The following is a 15,852-nucleotide window of genomic DNA, read 5'->3' on the forward strand; positions in this document are numbered from 1 at the left end:
GCGGCCGGCGGTTCGGCCGCTCTCTTGCCGGACGGGAGATTGGAAGGGGCAGCGGCGAAAAGTCAATCCGCTGTCGCAAAGGGCCGGACGGCGGCGCCGCGCGGCACGACGGCAAGCACCTTGAACAGTTCGCCCATCGCCCGCGGCCCGGCGAGGCGCTCGACGTCTTCGGTGATCTTGTCGCGGGCGGCCTGGCCGGCGTCGGCGCCAAGCCGGCCGGCACGCTCGAGTATGCCCATGCCGAGCAGGAAACTGCCCTGTGTCGACAGATGGGCGTCGAGACCATGCGCACGCACGATCGCTGCAAGGGCGGAGAAATCGACATGCGAGGTGAGGTCGGCCTCGCCTGGATTGGCCAGCACATCTTCGTGATTGTGCTTGCGCAAGGCCTGCAGCGTGTCGCCGACACCCGGCTGCAGGTGGCCGTAGTCGAGGAACAGCCCGGCGCCGCCGTTTCGGGCCACGCGTTCGGCGATGGCCGCCATCAGGGCGGTGCGGGCGGGCGCGATCTCGATGATCGCCCCTTGCGGCGCTTCAGCCGCGTCGACGGGCAGCAGCGTCGGGTCGACCGAGCCGGCGCCGGCGAAGAAACAAAGGGTGTTCTCGTCGTCCAGGCTCACCATGCGCTCGCGCCAGCTGGTGCCGGCGCGGACGAACTGGCGGATCGGTATGGCGTCGAACAGTTCGTTGCCGACGATGAGCAGCGGCTGATGGGGCAAGGTGTCGATGGTCTCGTGCCAGCGAACCGCGAAAGGCGTCGCGCCGAGCGTCTGTTTCTGGACTTCGGTCAGGCGTGGACTGGTCTCGATCATGGCGAAGGCGGCGCCATTGGCCAGGGTCGGATCAAGCCGCGACAGCGTGCGCAGCATGTCCTTCATCAGCGTGCCGCGACCGGGGCCGATCTCGGCGATGGTGACCGGCATCGGCCGGCCGATCGCTGCCCAAGCCTGGTAAAGCCACACTGCAACGAGTTCGCCGAACATCTGGCTGATCTCCGGCGCGGTGATGAAGTCGCCGGCGACGCCGAACGGTTCGCGCGTCGTGTAGTAGCCGTCCGCGGGGTCGAACAGGCATAGCGCCATGTATTCGTTGACGGGAAGGGGCCCCAGCGCCTCGATCAGGTCGACGATACGGGTCTTCAGCCGCGTCATGTCGCCTGCGGCTGCGCTTGCGTCACCGGCTTGGCTGTCGCCATCGCCCAGATGCCGATCAGCACCATCGGGGTCGACAGGATCATGCCCATGGTCAGCCAGTTGGTGCCAAGGAGGTAGCCGAGCTGCTGGTCGGGCTCGCGGAAGAATTCGACGAAGACGCGCGACAGGCCGTAGCCGCAGATGAAGGCGCCGCCGACGAAGCGCGGCGTCTTCAGCTTGAGGCGCGAATGGGTGAGGATGCGCAGGACCAGGAACAGCACCAGGCCTTCGAGCAGGGCCTCGTAGAGCTGGCTCGGATGGCGGGTGAACGGCCCGCCATTGGGGAATTCCATCGCCCAGGGCACGTCCGTCGGCCGGCCCCAGAGCTCGGAATTGATGAAGTTGGCGACGCGCACCAGGCCAAGCCCAACCGGCACGCCGGCGGCCACGACATCGAACAGCGACCAGGTGCGGATGCCGCGCTTGATGGAGAACAGCGTCATGGCGAGGATGACGCCGAGCAGGCCGCCATGGAAGGACATGCCGCCTTGCCAGACCGCGAAGATGTCGAGCGGGTGCGCGATGTAGCGCGGCAGGTCATAGAACAGGACATAACCGGTGCGGCCGCCGAGCACGACGCCGATCGCCGCCCAAACGATGAAATCGTCGAGGTCCTCGGGCTTCATCGGCAGCACGCCGTCCGGCCACAGTTTCGGGTTGGCGGCAAGACGCTTGGCGTACCACCAGGCAAACAGGATGCCGACGATGTAGCCGACGCCGTACCAGTGCACCGCCAACGGCCCGATCTGGATGAGGATCGGGTTGATGTTGGGGAAGGGCAACGAGGCCAGCGGCAGCAGGAAATATTCGTTCAACGGGAAGCTCTCGGTTGCGGTCGTGTTCGGGCGCGGACCATGCGGCAGGGTTTTGGCAGGGTCAAGGCAAGCCGGTCGCCGTCAAGTGTCGCGACGGATCACCATTGCGAGCCATCGTGCCGTGCGTGGTCAACTCACCCCTTGGCGGCCACCCACTGCCGCAATGCGTCGTTGATCCTGTCCTGCCAGCCGGGGCCATCCTCCTGGAAATGGTCGAGCACGGCCCGATCGATCCGGATCGAGACAAGCTCGCGCACATTGGGAGCAGCCGAGGGTTCGCGAATAGGGGCTGCCGGTTTCTTGACCGGCTTGAAGGCCGCTTCGGCGGCTGCGAACGGATTTGTCGGTCGGCGCGGAGGCGTTGCCATTGGTTGACCCTGATTGGAGCGTTCTGACGCAATAGAAGACGACAACACCATAGGCGATTTGGTGTTCTCAAGTATAGCTTGAGGCGGTTAGAGAGCTTCCCTCCGGCATGGCAGCGCCCATGCGCCATAGCAACGCAGAGGCCGTACTGGGCCTCAACGTTCTTGCATTCGGCGCTCAGCGCCACTACGTCATTTCGAGCAAGCGAGGATTTGCCATGTCGACCGGACCGAACCGCATTCTCGATGAATTCGCCAAGCTGATGACCGACGCCGCCGGTGCCGCGCAAGGCGTTCGGCGCGAGGTGGAGACCGCCTTCAAGGGCCAGGCGGAGCGTATCCTCAATTCGATGGACGTGGTGCAGCGCGAGGAATTCGAGGCCGCGCGCGAGATGGCCGCCAAGGCCCGGGACGAGAATACCCGCCTTGCCGCCCGCGTCGAGGCGCTCGAGGCCAGGCTCGCCGAACTGGCCGGCGATGCCGCACCAGCGGCGGCGGCGAAGCCCCGCGCAAAAAAATAATCGTTAAACTTTTCCACATAGTCCGAGCTTGAAAAGCGCTTTGCCGTGAATCGCTTAACGGCATTGCATGAATCTTTGTGACAGCGCCTTTCCACATGCGAATGACGCAGTGCGAAAAATTGGGCTGTTCACGCGACTCCCGATCAATAGACTGAATTTGTTGCATGATTCGGAGCAGGGTCATGCGGCCGGGCGGTGGGGTCCGGTCTGGGGTCTTTGCGTCGAGAAGTAGTCTTTAGCGCGAAGAAAGTCCTGGCCGTCCGAGTTCTAGATCAGATTGTTCGTTGTGTGTGCCCTCCCGCGGAGCGTGTGGCGGCGCTCCTCAGAACGACAGGAAGCATTCCATGGAACTTCTCGAACTCGAATTCTCCCGCGAAATCCATCCGGTGGATGTTATCGAGCAGGTGGCCCACAACAATGACTGGTCCTTCGAAAGGGCCGGCGATGATGAAATTTCGATCTCGGTCGCTGGCAGCTGGACCGACTATCACGTCTCCTTCTCCTGGATGGAGGATTTCGAGGCGCTGCACCTAGCCTGCGCCTTCGACATCAAGGTGCCGGAGACCCGTGCGCTGGAAGTGATGCGGCTGTTGTCGCTGATCAACGAACAGATGCTGTTCGGCCATTTCGACCTGTGGGAGCAGGAGGGCGCGATCATGTTCCGCCAGTCGCTGCTGCTGGCCGGTGGGGTCGAGCCGTCGAGCCAGCAGGTCGAGGTGCTTTTGTCCTCGGCGCTGGAAGCCTGCGAATGCTATTTCCAGGCCTTCCAGTTCGTCGTCTGGTCGGGAACCTCGGCCAAGGATGCGCTTGCCGGCGTGCTGTTCGAGACCTACGGCAACGCCTGAGCCAGTAGGGCAGAGACATGAGTTCGAGCAGCGAGCGTAAGCCCGAGATCAGTTTTGCCGATTTCGATCGTGTCGACATCCGCGCCGGCACGATCGTCGAGGCCGAACCGTTTCCCGAGGCACGTAAGCCTGCCTTCAAGCTGAAGATCGATTTCGGACCTGACATCGGGGTGAAGAAATCGTCGGCGCAGATCACCAAATATTATACGCCTGAAACGCTGGTCGGCCGGCAGGTGTTCGCGGTGGTCAATTTCCCGCCACGCCAGATCGGGCCGTTCATGTCGGAAGTGCTGACGCTCGGTTTTCCCGACGAGGAGGGCGCCGTGGTGCTGGGCGCCATCGAGCGCAAGGTGCCGGACGGCGGGCGGCTGTTCTAACCTCCGCCGCCCTGCGCGAGATCCATCACGCCGCCAGCTTGCGCGTCCTGCCGAGCGCCTCTTCAACCGTATCCATGAACATCTCGGCGCAGGCTTTCCAGCTGTAGCGCATGGCGCGTTCGCGGGCCTGATCGCGGCTGACGTTGAGCGCTGCAAGCGAGGCCTCGCGCAGATCGTTGGAGACCGCGCCGCCGATGCCGTCACCGACAATGTCGATTGGGCCTGTGACCGGATAGGCGGCGACCGGCGTGCCGCTGGCCAGCGCCTCGATGATGACATTGCCGAACGTGTCGGTGCGGCTGGGGAAAACGAAGACGTCGGCGGAGGCGTAGATCTCCGCCAGTTCGTCATTGGGGCGGTGGCCAAGGAAATGCGCGTTGGGGTAGCGCGCCTTGAGCCTGGCAAGCTCCGGACCCTCTCCGACCACCACCTTGCTGCCGGGCAGGTCGAGGTCGAGGAAGGCAGGCAGGTTCTTTTCGATGGCGACGCGTCCGACGCAGAGAAACACCGGACCGGGGAAGCCGAGATCCTTCCTCTTGTCCGGACGGAAATGGTCGGTGTCGACGCCGCGCGTCCATGGCCTCAGCTTGTTGAAGCCGCGCGCCGAAAGGTCGTCGGCGAGCGACTGGGTGGCCACCAGCGTGCCCTGGCCGGAATTGTGGAAATCGCGCAGCCAGCGATAGGCCCAGCTCTCAGGCACCGGCAGGCGTGCGCTCAGATATTCGGGGAAGCGTGTGTGATAGCTGGTGGTGAACGGCCGGCCGGCATTGCGGCAATAGCGCCGCGCCATGATGCCGAGCGGCCCCTCGGTGACGATGTGGATGTGGTCGGCCTTGTAGCCGTCGATCAGCTTCGCGACATGGCCGGGCGTGGTCAGCGCCAGGCGGATGTCGGGATAGGTCGGCAGGGGCAGCGTGCGAAAGATGTTGGGCGTCAGGAAATCCACCGCGACGTCGAAGGACTTGAGCGTTTCGGTGAGCCGCTCCAGCGTGTGGACGACGCCGTTGACTTGCGGGCGCCAGGCGTCGGTGACCATCAATATGCGCATGGCGGCCCTTTGCTGGAAAGGTCGACTGTTGCCTTGAGACGATGCCGGAACGGCGACCAGCCTGCCGCCCTCGCTTCGCTCCAGCGCACCCGGGTGGGCACGGGGTCGAAGTGAGGCGGTTGGGCCGAATCAAGTGTGGTCGCGCGCTTCATGCGCGCTCTTCACCATGATTTCATGACGGGCGGATGAAGCTTGATCCTTCGCCTGGTACTTGAGCTCGCCTAGGCCGGGACCTTGATCACCGCGCGCAGGCCGCCGAGCGGACTGTCGTCGAGGGTGATGTCGCCGCCATGGCTGCGGGCGATGTCGCGGGCGATCGACAGGCCGAGCCCGGTGCCGCTGGCATCAAGGTTGCGAGCTTCGTCCAGCCGAACGAAGGGCTTGAACACGTGCTCGCGCCTGTCGACCGGAATGCCGGGACCGTCGTCGTCGACGGTGACCACGAGCGAACCACGGCCGTGGTTGGCATCGACCTCCACCGTCTTGGCATAGCGGAAGGCGTTGCCGATGACGTTGGACAGCAGCCGCGCGAAGGCGTTCGGCCGTACATGCACCGTGGGGTCGCCGGAAAGCGTCGTCGACAGCTTGCATTTGCGCAAGGCGGCTTCCTCGCCGAGCTTCTGGAAATAGGCTTCGAGATCGAAACGTCCCGGGTCCTCCGAAGCTTCGCCGCGGGCAAAGGCGAGATAGCCTTCCAGCATCGACTGCATGTCATCGATGTCCTGGTTGAGTGCGGCCTTGGTCTCGGCCTTGCCGCCGGCCAGCGCCAGCTGCAGCTTGAAGCGGGTGAGGATGGTCCTGAGGTCGTGGCTGACGCCGGTCAGCATGGCGGTGCGCTGTTCTATCTGGCGCTCGATGCGCTCGCGCATCTGGATGAAGGCAAAGCCGGCACGGCGAACTTCTTCGGCGCCGCGCGGGCGAAAATCGCGCGGCATCGGCCGGCCCTTGCCGAAGCTTTCGGCGGCCTCGGCGAGCGTCAGGATCGGCCGGATCTGGTTGCGCAGGAAGGGGATGGCGATCATCAACAGCACCAGCGAGGTGCCGACCATCCAGATCAGGAAGATGTGGGTGTTCGAAGCATAGGCCTGGCTGCGGCGCACGAACACGCGCAGCACCTTGCCTTCAAGCTGGACGCGCACCTCGACGATGTTGGAATTGCCGACCGTGTCGATCCAGAACGGCCGGTTGATCTGGCGGGTGATCTCGGCCGAGAGCACGTCGTCGAGGATCGAGAAGAACGGTTTTGGACCGGGCGGCGGCAAGGGATCCGGCGGCAGCAAATCGACCTTCAGCTGCATGCGGTCCTGCGCGATGCGGATGATGTTGGCGTAATCGGCATCGTGCGGGTAGGTCTCGACCAGGTCGATGATGGCGGCAATGTCGCGCACGGTGGCCTGCGACAGGCGCTGCGTCACCGTTGCCCAGTGGCGTTCCATGAAGACGAACGCGACCACCGACTGCAAAAGGATCATCGGAGCGATGACGATGATCAGCGAGCGCGCATAAAGGCGCTTGGGCATGTAAAGCGAAACGAGGCGCCAGAACCGGTTCCAGATGCGCGGCACCGCCTTGAGCGTTCGCGTGGCGCGTGCGCTCAAGCCGTCATTTCCCGGCTGTTCCAGTTCCGTGGTCGCCATTGGCTCTTTTCATTTCGCCCGCGGCACTAGATCAGAACGACGTCTGGTTCAATCGCCTTCCTGATCCAACTCTTTGTTGAAGCATGATCTTTCCGAAACCGATTCCCATTTTTCGGGATCATGCCCTAGAGCCGCGCCCGATATTCTATTCCACGCTGAGCCGATACCCAATACCGCGCACGGTCTGCAGCCAGACCGGGTTGGACGGATCGCGCTCGATCTTGCGGCGCAGCCGGTTGATCTGCACGTCGATGGTGCGCTCGCCGACTTCCGAATCGTCGCCGACCAGTTCGTGGCGCGGGATGGTCTCGCCGGCCCGCGCCGCGAAGATCGCCAGGATCTCCTGCTCGCGGTCTGTCAGCTTCAGCGCCTCGCCGCCTCGCTTCAGTTCGCGCCTGGCGATCTGGAAGGTGTAGGGACCGAAGACCAGCTGTTCGACCTTGGGCGTCGTCGCCGGGCCGCCGCGACGCAGGATGTTGTTGATGCGCAGGATCAACTCGCGCGGATCGAAGGGCTTGGGCAGGTAATCGTCAGCGCCGGCCTCCAGCCCGGAGATGCGGCTGTCGGTTTCAGACAATGCCGTCAGCATCAGGATCGGCACGTTCTTTTCGGCGCGCAGCGATTTGGTGAGATCGACGCCGCTTTCGCCTGGCATCATGACATCGAGTACAAGCAGGTCGAAATCGAGGCCGGCGAGCTTGCGCCTGGCTTCGCCGGCATTGCCGGCGACGGTAACGCGAAAGCCGTTTTCGGTCAGATACTGTTTGAGAAGATTGCGGATGCGCGTGTCATCGTCGACCACAAGCAGATGCGGCGCATCGTCGTCCGGTGCGACCGCCTGATCGACCCTCTCAGTGCTCTCCATGGCTTTTTCCTGACATTTTTGCGGACCCAACGTCGATCTGAGCTCTCAGTTCCGGATTGACCATCGCTTCGAGGAAGCGTTCCACCAAGGTCCGTTCGGTGGCGCCGGAATCTTCCAATGCAGCACGGATGCGGCGCGACTGTGGCCGCGCCAGCGCCAGTGCCAGTGCCCGGCCCTTGGCTGTCGGGTAGAGTTCGCGCTGGCGGCGGTCGCGCGGGCCCTGCAATTGCACGATATGGTCGGTGTCGATCAGCTGCTTGAGCACCCGCGCCAGGCTCTGCTTGGTGATCTTCAGCACGTCGAGCAGTTCGGCAACCGTCAGGCCCGGCCTGCGGTTGACGAAATGCAGCACCCGGTGGTGGGCACGGCCGAAGCCATAGTCGGCCAGGATCTGGTCGGGATCGGAGGTGAAGTCGCGATAGGCGAAGAAAAACAGTTCGATGATGGCGAAGTCGATGCCGTCCTCGACTGACATCGCGGTCCTGATCGGTTTTCCGGCAGATGGGCTTCGATCCGTCATCATTTCTCCATGGGAACGGGAGATTATGTCAGTACTATTGACGTAATTTCCCTGCAATGGTAATTTTTGACAAGCTTTTGGGCGGATTGCGAACGAAAAGGCAAGGCAAGCCGGTTTTTCCGGAATTTCCTGAGTTTGCCAGAGCGCGATTATCCGCCTACGCTTCGAGACACCGGCCGGCGTCTCAAATCGTACCGCGCGGCCAAAAAGAACACGCAACGACACTGAGATATTCGGGCCGCGGCCCGCGGGAGGTTACCATGGCATCCGTTCCCTTCGATCAACTGGACGGTTTTATCTGGATGAATGGCGAGTTCATTCCGTGGGGCGACGCCAAGATCCATGTGCTGACGCACGGTTTGCACTACGCCAGCGCCGTCTTCGAGGGCGAGCGCGCTTATGGAGGCGAGATCTTCAAGCTCAACGAGCACACCGAGCGCCTGCATGAATCGGCGCGCCTGCTCGGCTTCAAGATTCCCTATGCGGTCGCCGAGCTCAACGATGCCTCGACCAAGCTTTTGAAGAAGCAGGGTTTCCAGGATGCGTATGTCAGGCCGATCGCCTGGCGCGGCAGCGAGCAGATGGGCGTTTCGGCGCAGAACAATCGTATCAACGTCGCCATCGCCATCTGGCAGTGGCCGAGCTATTTCGACCCGGCTCAGAAGCTCAAGGGCATCCGCCTCGACATGGCGGAATGGCGCCGGCCCGACCCGCGCACGGCGCCCTCGAAGTCGAAGGCCGCCGGCCTCTATATGATCTGCACCATGTCCAAGCATGCGGCCGAAGCAAAGGGCTATGCCGACGCCATGATGCTCGACTGGCGCGGGCAAGTGGCGGAGGCAACGGGCGCAAACATCTTCTTCGTCAAGGACGGCAAGATCCATACGCCCACGCCCGACTGCTTCCTCGACGGCATCACCCGCCGCACGGTCATTGGCCTGGCCAAGGATCGCGGCCTGGAAGTGATCGAACGCGCCATCATGCCGGAAGAACTCGAAGGCTTCGAGCAATGCTTCCTGACCGGGACAGCGGCGGAAGTAACGCCGGTTTCGGAAATCGGCCCTTACCGATTCGAGGTCGGCGAGATCGCCAAGAACCTTATGAACGACTATTCTGCCGCGGTTCAGCCCAAGCACGCGATCGCCGCAGAATAACGATAGTCACAGCTTTTCACGCAAGCAGGGGCGGTTTTCGAGCCGCCCCTTTTATTTCAGCGTTTCTGCATTTGACTTTCATCCAATTCGGCGTCTCATGATGGTGTCGGCCCGGGAGGCTGGCAGCTATGGAGGGACTCATCTTATGGACATGAACACGCTTCTTCCGATCATCATCCAGATCATTACAGGCATCATCGGTGGTCAGGCGGTGGGTGCTGCGATCAAGACCGCGGCGCTTGGGCAGCTGCCCAAAATCCTGGGTGGCGCCATTGGCGGCGTCGGCGGCGCGGCGATCCTGGGCAGCCTGCTCGGCCACGGGGTCGATCCGGCTGCGGCAGCGGCTGCGACGAGCGGCCTGGGCAGCGCGCTCAACCTGCAGAACATCGTCGGCGGCGCCGGCGGCGGCGCGATCCTGACCGGCATCATCGGTGCGGTCCTGGGCGCCATGAAGAAGTAAGGTCCGACGGTCTCAGGTTTGTTCAAATGGGCGGCTTCGGCCGCCCATTTCTGTTTTTCAGACGACTGACTGTTCGTCTTTCGGGGGGTGGACGCGTTTCGCCGGCACCTCTACATCACCCCAAGGATACGAAAGGACGATCATGGGTCAGCTCAATGCCGGCATCGTGCCGGTCACACAGTTTCAGCAGAACTGCACCATCCTGTTCGACATGGACGACAAGCGTGGTGTCGTCGTCGATCCGGGCGGCGACATCGACAAGGTGCTGGAAGTGCTGAAGGACAATGCGATCAGGGCCGAGGCAATCTGGATCACGCATGGCCATATCGACCATGCCGGCGGTGCCATGGAATTGAAGGAGGCGCTCGGCATCGACATCATCGGTCCGCACGAAGCCGACAAGCCCCTGCTCGACAATCTGGAGAACCAGGGCAAGCGCTATGGCATTGTCGGCTCACGCGACTGTGTGCCCGACCGGTTCCTCACCGAGGGCGAGACCGTGTCGTTCGGCGGCCACGTCTTCGAGGTGCTGCATTGCCCCGGCCACGCGCCGGGCCACGTCGTCTACTACAACCGCGCGGCCAAGTTCGCCCATGTCGGCGACGTGCTGTTCCGTGGCTCGGTCGGCCGCACCGACCTGCCGGGCGGCGACCATGCGACGCTCATCGCCTCGATCAAGGACAAGTTGTTGCCGCTGGGCGACGATATCGGCTTCATCTGCGGCCACGGTCCTGGCGGCCGTTTTGGCGAGGAGCGCAGGACCAATCCGTTCCTGACGTGAACCACACCCGGGCGCCCAACAAAAAGCGCTGACCTTGCGGTCAGCGCTTTTTTGTCTGGGGCAGGGAAGCCCTAAGCGCTTTCGCGCTTTGTTTGGTGCAAGTCGTTGTCCCAAAACCGCTGCGCGCTTTTGGGCGACACGCACTCAGTTGGCGGTGCAGAAATGCTGCTCGCCATCATTGCCGGTGAAGGTGCCGGTGCGGGAGTTGAAGGTGCGGTAGCGGTCGGAGCAGTATTCGTACCAGTCACGCGTCCACGGTTCGGCATAGCGATCGGCATAGACCACCCGCGGCTCCGCATAGTAGCGGCGGACCGGAGCCGGGCGGATCCGCACGTCACGATCGTAATAACCGTCATCGTAGTAGCGGTCGGCGTAAGGCGGGGGCTGGTCATTGGCCAGCGCGCCACCGATCAGGGCGCCGGCGGCGAGGCCAAGCACGCCGGCGGCAATGGCGTCGCCATTTCCGTGGTGGCGGTGATGGCGCCACTCATCGGCATTGGCCGCGGGCAGGGCCACGAGCATCGTCGCGGCCATGGCGGCGGACAGCACGGCTGTCTTGAAAATTCTGTTCATCTTGGTCTCCTTCGTACCGGGCCGTGCAGTTTTGCAGGGGATGCGGTCCGGCTTTACCCAAGACTAATATGCGACCGTGGCTGAACGGAGGCTGAACGGATTTCGCCCCGCCTGTCCGAGAGGGCGTCAAGAACCACGCTCCAAATGAGCTGGGCTGCCCTGCTGGAGCCGACAGCGTGAAGCCGCTCAGCCGACAGACAGGTTGACCGCCTTGGGCCCCTTGCCGCGCTTGTCCGGCTCGGTGTCGAATGTTACTTTCTGCCCATCTTCGAGACCGGGAAGACCCGACGCCTGCACGGCCGAAATATGGACGAAGACATCCTTCGCGCCATCGTCCGGCGTGATGAAGCCGAAGCCTTTGGCATGATTGAAGAATTTGACGGTGCCGGTCTGCGGCATGGGAAGCTCCTTTGATCCCATAAACTCCAGTCTCGGGCCGGCAAATGCCCGAGAGGAAATTTGTCCTTTATTTTAGCGTCATCGGCAAGAGAAAGTTTTTTAGGCACTTAGAGCGCCTCACGCTTTAAGCCCTTGTTATGATGCATGTCGTCGATCCAAAGCCGGATCCCTTTGGGGCGGCATGCATTCATGCTGCATCGCGGGCATGAAAAAGGCGCGACGAAAACCGCCGCGCCTTTCAAAATCTGTCTGCGTGCCCAGAGGCTGGGCAAGCTCTGGAACCTCGTTCGCTCGCCCTCAGGGAGGCGCGGCGCGCCGATGGTTCAAGCAGCGCGGAGGTTGACCGCCTTCGGGCCCTTGCCCATGCGATCCGGCTCGACATCGAAGGTGACCTTCTGGCCGTCGACGAGCGTGCGCAGGCCCGATGCCTCGATCGCGGAAATATGGACGAACACGTCCTTGGCGCCGCCGTCTGGCGTGATGAAACCGAAGCCTTTGGTCGCGTTGAAGAATTTAACGGTGCCGGTCTGGGCCATTGGGGAAACTCCTTCACCCGTTCAGTCTTTGGTGGTCCTGCCCGCCACCTGGCGTCGAGGGCAGTTCCCGGTGGTTGCTTCGGCAGTCATGCATTGGCGCATGGTCAAACCCCCCGCCGAAAACGGGGCCGTCAGAGATTCACAGTATCGGGGAAAGGTCGTCCAAAACGTTCCGCTCTCCGGGTCGCAAATGCCCGAACACGGAATTTATCGCACGGAAACGTGAAGGTTGCAAGATAGCGCCGCGGGCCGCCACATTGGGCGCATCCCGACGCAAGAATCGACCGATCTGGGCGTCGACCGGCCGCAAATAGGCCTGCTTGCCCGGCCGGTCATCGGCCCACGGACAAGGTCACTCATGGGCCAGCGTTGCCAGCGGCGCGGTCGAATGCCCGCCATGGCCCAACCGCCATTTGCCGTGTGGACAGCCGCGAACGGGGTTGCATTTGAAGGGCGAATGGCGAGGATCGAAATCGGGGATGGGATCGAGGGAGAGATCAGCATGAAATTCCTGGCGTCGGTTTTTTCGAGGCAAGGGTTTGCCATCCTGTTCCTGTCGGCGCTGCTGGCCGCCTGTACCGTCGTCGTCGATGACGGGCCGGGACCTCGTCCACGTCCGCCGCGTCCAGAACCGCAATTCTGCACCAGGCAATACGAGCCGGTCTGTGCCCGGCGCGGCGGCGATCGCCAGACCTTCGCCAATGCCTGCCTTGCCGACCGCGCCGGTTACCGCATCGTGCGCGACGGTCCTTGCCGCGACGGCGGTGGCGGTGGTGGCGGTGAAGAGCAGACGTTCTGCACCCGCGAATATGCTCCGGTCTGCGCCCGCCGCCACGGCGAGACGCGCAGCTTCCCCAATGCCTGCGAAGCCCGCGCCGCGGACTACCGCATTGTCGGCGATGGGCCATGCTGAGGAGGCGGGAACTCCGTTACTTGTCCACGCCGATATAGGCTTTGCCCTTCAACAGGGCAGCCAGATGTGCCGCATTTGATGCAGCCATCTCGATCATTCCGGTGACCTTTTCGGGGGTCGCCGGCAGGTCGACATAGTTGACGTCGCCCATGGCTTCGCCCACCCAGTAGACGCCGCCATTGGCCGGTATGGTGAAGCCGACATCGTTGAGCGCCTGGAAGCATTCGGCATGGCAATGGTGTGCGCCGTCCTCATTGCCGACGATCGCCACCAGCGCCACCTTGCCGGCAGCCGGCATGCGGCCCTTGTCGTCGGCCTCCTCGAGAAAGGCATCCATGACGCGCTTGGCGACGCTGGAAGGCTGACCCATCCAGATTGGCAGGCCAAGAATGAAGATGTCCGCAGCGATGATCTTCGCGCGCAGGTCGGGCCAGTCGTCGCCCTTGCCCATGTCGGAGAGCACACCGGCCTTGATGTCGTGATCGAGGGCGCGCACGACCTCGCCCTTCACCCCATGCGGCTTGAGCGCCGAGAGCAGATCGGCGACGATCTTGTCGGTGGAGGATTTTTCCTTGTCGCCGGAGGCTTTCAGGGAACAGTTGATGGCAAAGGCGGTGAGGGACATTGGCGGCTCCTGCGTGTCGATATGCAGGGTGAACGTCGCGGGCCGGTCGCGGTTGCGCGGCAATGATGCAGGTGTGGCTGCCCGGAGCAGTTCCAGGAAAAGTGTGAACGGTTTTCCGCCCGGAATTGCGTCGAAACCAAAGCGCTAGGCGGCCCTAGACCGGATACTCTCCATCGGCCGGACCGGCATAAAGCTCGCTGCCATGCTCATCCGAAATGCGCAGGCGGTCGGGGATTTGCGGCATGGCCAGGCTATGGAACAGAGCGGCCGCGCCCTGCAGGGCGGCGCGTAGCGTCGGTGCTTCCAGCGACACCCTGTCGAGCGTCGCCTCCTCGGCGTCGCGCGACCGGTAGAACTCGATGACGAAGTTCAAGCAAGCCTCCGTGACAGGACTTGGCAAGGGCCTCTTTTGTCAGCCGCCTGCCTCAGAGCAGGGATGGCGCGCGCGAGGCACCCCAGGCTGTCAGCCCTTCGATTTCGGCTTCAGGCCGCTCTCGGCCTGCTTGACCGACGAGCCGAACGGAGAGGCGGGCTTGGCCACCACCTTGTCCTTCTTGGGTTTGCGTGTTTCGCGGTTGCTGCGCTGTTGGCCCTTGGCCATATTGTCTGCTCCTCGTGCGGGTTGTCTGACGTTGCTGAGGTCTCAGGCCGCCGGATTGTTGCCAACCACCGGATTGCCGGCCGGTTCGAGATTGTCTTCGGTGGTGACCCGTTCGTGGGTCTCCTGGTCACTGCGGATGCGGTATTGCGGCGAGCCGTCCTTGACCGGCAGCCTGCTCTTGATCTCGAACAGTTCGGCCGTCTTGAGGAGGAGGCCGCCACGGCTTTTCATGCGCACGGTCTGGCCGATGGCGAAGAGATGCGAGGGGGTGTCTGTGCGCGGACGCGCATTCTGCTGGAATCGGATCATGCTGCATTCTCCCGGTCGCGCTTCAGCGCGTTTTCGAGTTCGAGGTGGTCGATGGCGACAAGCTGGCTGGTGGCCGGGTTTTTCACCGCCCTTGCAGGCAGGTGAATAAAGGTGGCGACGCGGCGCCAGGCAATGCGTGACACGCCCTCGATCAGTTCTTCGTCCTGATCGATGTCGTAGTCGCCAGCCGGCAACGGTCCTTCCAGCCCGCCGAGCATGAAGGGAGCCGCGAAATGCGCGATGGAATGGGTTGTTCGGTCCGACATTGTCCTGGCCTTGATGTGCCCACGCGTTGGGCGTCACGTAAAACCCAATGCAAAAAAAGCGGGGACAAGCCCCGCTTTCCTATCTCCGGCTATCGCTGGAAATAAGCCTCTTTCGAGAGCTGCCAGTACATCCGTGGTCAGCGTTCATCGAATTCGGCCTGATCAGATCAGTTGCAGATTGGCGGCCGAATCGCGGCCCTTGCCGTCACGCTCCAGTTCGAACTGAAGCTTCTGGCCTTCCGCAAGCCCCGGGAAACCGGCGCGCTCCAGCGCGCTGACATGGACGAAAACGTCCTTGCCGCCATCGGCCGGCTGAATGAAGCCGAAGCCCTTCTGGCCATTATAGAACTTCACGGTTCCGGTGTTCATATGTGTCTTTCGCGTATCGAGAGATCGTCGCGCGGCGAAGGTGCGGCGCGTCCGGTAGCAACGATTTGGAATGAGATTTGGCGGGTCGAGAACCTCTGACGCCGCGAGATGCCAATTCTGGCCAAAACGATGTCCTTTATGTAGATCGATCGGGCGACCACTTCAAGGTGATTCAGCAAATAAACTCGCCGCAGCCGAAAAATAGATCGCTATAGACGTTCAGATATTTCTGCTATGGTTTGGCATATTTCTAAAAATTCTTGAGAGCGCGCTGGGGTATTTTCCCAGTGCTCATATTTTTATTTACTCCGGAATAAGGATAGAACCATGGTTTCCACAAGAAGCTCAAGGGCGAAGACCGTCGCGGTCAATCCCGTCATCAAGCCAATCGCCATACATGCCATTGCCGTTGGCCCCAATGGCCAGCCGATGATCGTCAAGTCGGCACGGCTGACCATCAGAAGCGATGAGGCGGCAAGGCGAACGATCGCCGATACCGATGGCACCGCAAGGCGGGCCAGACAGGTCGCCGAGACCAACCGGCTGATCTGATCGCGTTCAAGGCGATGGAAAGGCCGCGGAACCACACGGAGACTTGAACCCGCCGCGCCAATGGCCTAGATCGCGGGAGGCGGACAAACACGGCAGGTTTCCCATTAACAGAGATCAGAGACGAGCGG

At 62.6% G+C, this 15,852-nt stretch carries 24 protein-coding genes; 8 read left to right on the forward strand and 16 right to left on the reverse strand.

The window, feature by feature from the left end; all coding sequences use genetic code 11:
• Positions 1–62: 62 nt before the first annotated feature.
• From EB815_RS11540 to EB815_RS11550, 3 genes are all read right to left on the reverse strand, one after another.
• Entirely contained in the window at positions 63–1,151 is a 1,089-nt protein-coding gene (locus tag EB815_RS11540; protein ID WP_056578946.1) for a class I SAM-dependent methyltransferase, read from the reverse strand.
• Positions 1,148–2,008 (reverse strand): prolipoprotein diacylglyceryl transferase, encoded by an 861-nt coding sequence (gene lgt, locus EB815_RS11545; protein WP_081295140.1) that lies wholly within the window; start codon positions 2,006–2,008, stop codon positions 1,148–1,150. Before lgt ends, EB815_RS11540 begins: the two co-directional genes overlap by 4 nt.
• 134 nt (positions 2,009–2,142) lie before the next feature.
• Entirely contained in the window at positions 2,143–2,376 is a 234-nt protein-coding gene (locus EB815_RS11550) for a BrnA antitoxin family protein (RefSeq protein ID WP_056578943.1), read from the reverse strand.
• A 215-nt stretch (positions 2,377–2,591) separates the two neighbouring features.
• Between EB815_RS11550 and EB815_RS11555 the strand changes: the two genes are divergently transcribed.
• From EB815_RS11555 to EB815_RS11565, 3 genes are all read left to right on the forward strand, one after another.
• A complete protein-coding gene (locus tag EB815_RS11555; protein ID WP_056579043.1) occupies positions 2,592–2,894 on the forward strand; it encodes an accessory factor UbiK family protein in 303 nt (100 codons plus the stop codon).
• Between the two features lie 344 nt (positions 2,895–3,238).
• Positions 3,239–3,739, forward strand: a complete 501-nt coding sequence (locus EB815_RS11560) for a YbjN domain-containing protein (protein WP_013893499.1) — start codon at positions 3,239–3,241, stop codon at positions 3,737–3,739.
• Between the two features lie 17 nt (positions 3,740–3,756).
• Positions 3,757–4,116 (forward strand): tRNA-binding protein, encoded by a 360-nt coding sequence (locus tag EB815_RS11565; RefSeq protein ID WP_056578940.1) that lies wholly within the window; start codon positions 3,757–3,759, stop codon positions 4,114–4,116.
• A gap of 25 nt (positions 4,117–4,141) precedes the next feature.
• Here the strand turns inward: EB815_RS11565 and EB815_RS11570 are convergent, their stop codons facing one another.
• The 4 genes from EB815_RS11570 to EB815_RS11585 form a co-directional block, all read right to left on the reverse strand.
• Entirely contained in the window at positions 4,142–5,164 is a 1,023-nt protein-coding gene (locus tag EB815_RS11570) for a glycosyltransferase family 4 protein (RefSeq protein WP_056578937.1), read from the reverse strand.
• Positions 5,165–5,385: 221 nt separating this feature from the next.
• Positions 5,386–6,801 carry an ATP-binding protein gene (locus tag EB815_RS11575; protein WP_081295141.1) on the reverse strand — a complete coding sequence of 472 codons (1,416 nt, stop codon included), beginning with the start codon at positions 6,799–6,801 and terminating at the stop codon, positions 5,386–5,388.
• 145 nt (positions 6,802–6,946) lie between these two features.
• Positions 6,947–7,666, reverse strand: a complete 720-nt coding sequence (locus EB815_RS11580; RefSeq protein ID WP_056578934.1) for a response regulator — start codon at positions 7,664–7,666, stop codon at positions 6,947–6,949.
• A complete protein-coding gene (locus EB815_RS11585) occupies positions 7,653–8,186 on the reverse strand; it encodes a MarR family winged helix-turn-helix transcriptional regulator (protein ID WP_056579037.1) in 534 nt (177 codons plus the stop codon). Before EB815_RS11585 ends, EB815_RS11580 begins: the two co-directional genes overlap by 14 nt.
• A 260-nt stretch (positions 8,187–8,446) precedes the next feature.
• Here EB815_RS11585 and EB815_RS11590 point away from each other — a divergent pair, with 260 nt between their 5' ends.
• The 3 genes from EB815_RS11590 to EB815_RS11600 all read left to right on the forward strand — a co-directional run bounded on the left by EB815_RS11590 (position 8,447) and on the right by EB815_RS11600 (position 10,581).
• Positions 8,447–9,340 (forward strand): branched-chain amino acid aminotransferase, encoded by an 894-nt coding sequence (locus EB815_RS11590; RefSeq protein WP_056578931.1) that lies wholly within the window; start codon positions 8,447–8,449, stop codon positions 9,338–9,340.
• A gap of 145 nt (positions 9,341–9,485) precedes the next feature.
• On the forward strand, positions 9,486–9,800 hold the full coding sequence (locus EB815_RS11595) for a hypothetical protein (protein WP_056578928.1): 315 nt from the start codon (positions 9,486–9,488) through the stop codon (positions 9,798–9,800).
• A 142-nt stretch (positions 9,801–9,942) separates the two neighbouring features.
• The gene (locus EB815_RS11600) at positions 9,943–10,581 is read left to right on the forward strand and encodes an MBL fold metallo-hydrolase (RefSeq protein ID WP_056578925.1); all 639 of its coding nucleotides are present in this window, start codon (positions 9,943–9,945) and stop codon (positions 10,579–10,581) included.
• 144 nt (positions 10,582–10,725) lie between these two features.
• Here EB815_RS11600 and EB815_RS11605 read toward each other — a convergent pair whose 3' ends face one another.
• From EB815_RS11605 to EB815_RS11615, 3 genes are all read right to left on the reverse strand, one after another.
• Entirely contained in the window at positions 10,726–11,154 is a 429-nt protein-coding gene (locus EB815_RS11605) for a BA14K family protein (RefSeq protein WP_056578922.1), read from the reverse strand.
• A 186-nt stretch (positions 11,155–11,340) separates the two neighbouring features.
• Complete coding sequence (locus tag EB815_RS11610; RefSeq protein WP_008877668.1) at positions 11,341–11,553, reverse strand: cold-shock protein; 213 nt, start codon at positions 11,551–11,553, stop codon at positions 11,341–11,343.
• A gap of 323 nt (positions 11,554–11,876) precedes the next feature.
• Complete coding sequence (locus tag EB815_RS11615) at positions 11,877–12,089, reverse strand: cold-shock protein (protein WP_006202520.1); 213 nt, start codon at positions 12,087–12,089, stop codon at positions 11,877–11,879.
• Between the two features lie 502 nt (positions 12,090–12,591).
• Between EB815_RS11615 and EB815_RS11620 the strand changes: the two genes are divergently transcribed.
• A complete protein-coding gene (locus tag EB815_RS11620) occupies positions 12,592–13,002 on the forward strand; it encodes a Kazal-type serine protease inhibitor family protein (protein WP_056579034.1) in 411 nt (136 codons plus the stop codon).
• Between the two features lie 16 nt (positions 13,003–13,018).
• On the opposite strand, the gene EB815_RS11625 is transcribed toward EB815_RS11620, so the two are convergent.
• The 6 genes from EB815_RS11625 to EB815_RS11650 form a co-directional block, all read right to left on the reverse strand.
• Complete coding sequence (locus tag EB815_RS11625; protein WP_056579031.1) at positions 13,019–13,627, reverse strand: flavodoxin family protein; 609 nt, start codon at positions 13,625–13,627, stop codon at positions 13,019–13,021.
• 154 nt (positions 13,628–13,781) lie between these two features.
• Entirely contained in the window at positions 13,782–14,000 is a 219-nt protein-coding gene (locus tag EB815_RS11630; protein ID WP_056578918.1) for a hypothetical protein, read from the reverse strand.
• A gap of 90 nt (positions 14,001–14,090) precedes the next feature.
• Positions 14,091–14,228 (reverse strand): hypothetical protein, encoded by a 138-nt coding sequence (locus tag EB815_RS11635; RefSeq protein ID WP_171883285.1) that lies wholly within the window; start codon positions 14,226–14,228, stop codon positions 14,091–14,093.
• Between the two features lie 42 nt (positions 14,229–14,270).
• The gene (locus EB815_RS11640; RefSeq protein WP_056578914.1) at positions 14,271–14,537 is read right to left on the reverse strand and encodes a hypothetical protein; all 267 of its coding nucleotides are present in this window, start codon (positions 14,535–14,537) and stop codon (positions 14,271–14,273) included.
• Positions 14,534–14,803, reverse strand: a complete 270-nt coding sequence (locus tag EB815_RS11645; protein ID WP_056578911.1) for a hypothetical protein — start codon at positions 14,801–14,803, stop codon at positions 14,534–14,536. The genes EB815_RS11640 and EB815_RS11645 overlap by 4 nt, the downstream gene beginning before the upstream one ends.
• A 162-nt stretch (positions 14,804–14,965) precedes the next feature.
• Positions 14,966–15,172, reverse strand: a complete 207-nt coding sequence (locus EB815_RS11650; protein ID WP_056578908.1) for a cold-shock protein — start codon at positions 15,170–15,172, stop codon at positions 14,966–14,968.
• A 327-nt stretch (positions 15,173–15,499) separates the two neighbouring features.
• On the opposite strand from EB815_RS11650, the gene EB815_RS11655 reads away from it, so the two are divergent.
• Positions 15,500–15,724 carry a hypothetical protein gene (locus EB815_RS11655; protein WP_056578905.1) on the forward strand — a complete coding sequence of 75 codons (225 nt, stop codon included), beginning with the start codon at positions 15,500–15,502 and terminating at the stop codon, positions 15,722–15,724.
• Positions 15,725–15,852 lie beyond the last annotated feature (128 nt).

This window comes from Mesorhizobium loti (assembly GCF_013170705.1).
Taxonomy (GTDB): domain Bacteria; phylum Pseudomonadota; class Alphaproteobacteria; order Rhizobiales; family Rhizobiaceae; genus Mesorhizobium; species Mesorhizobium loti_D.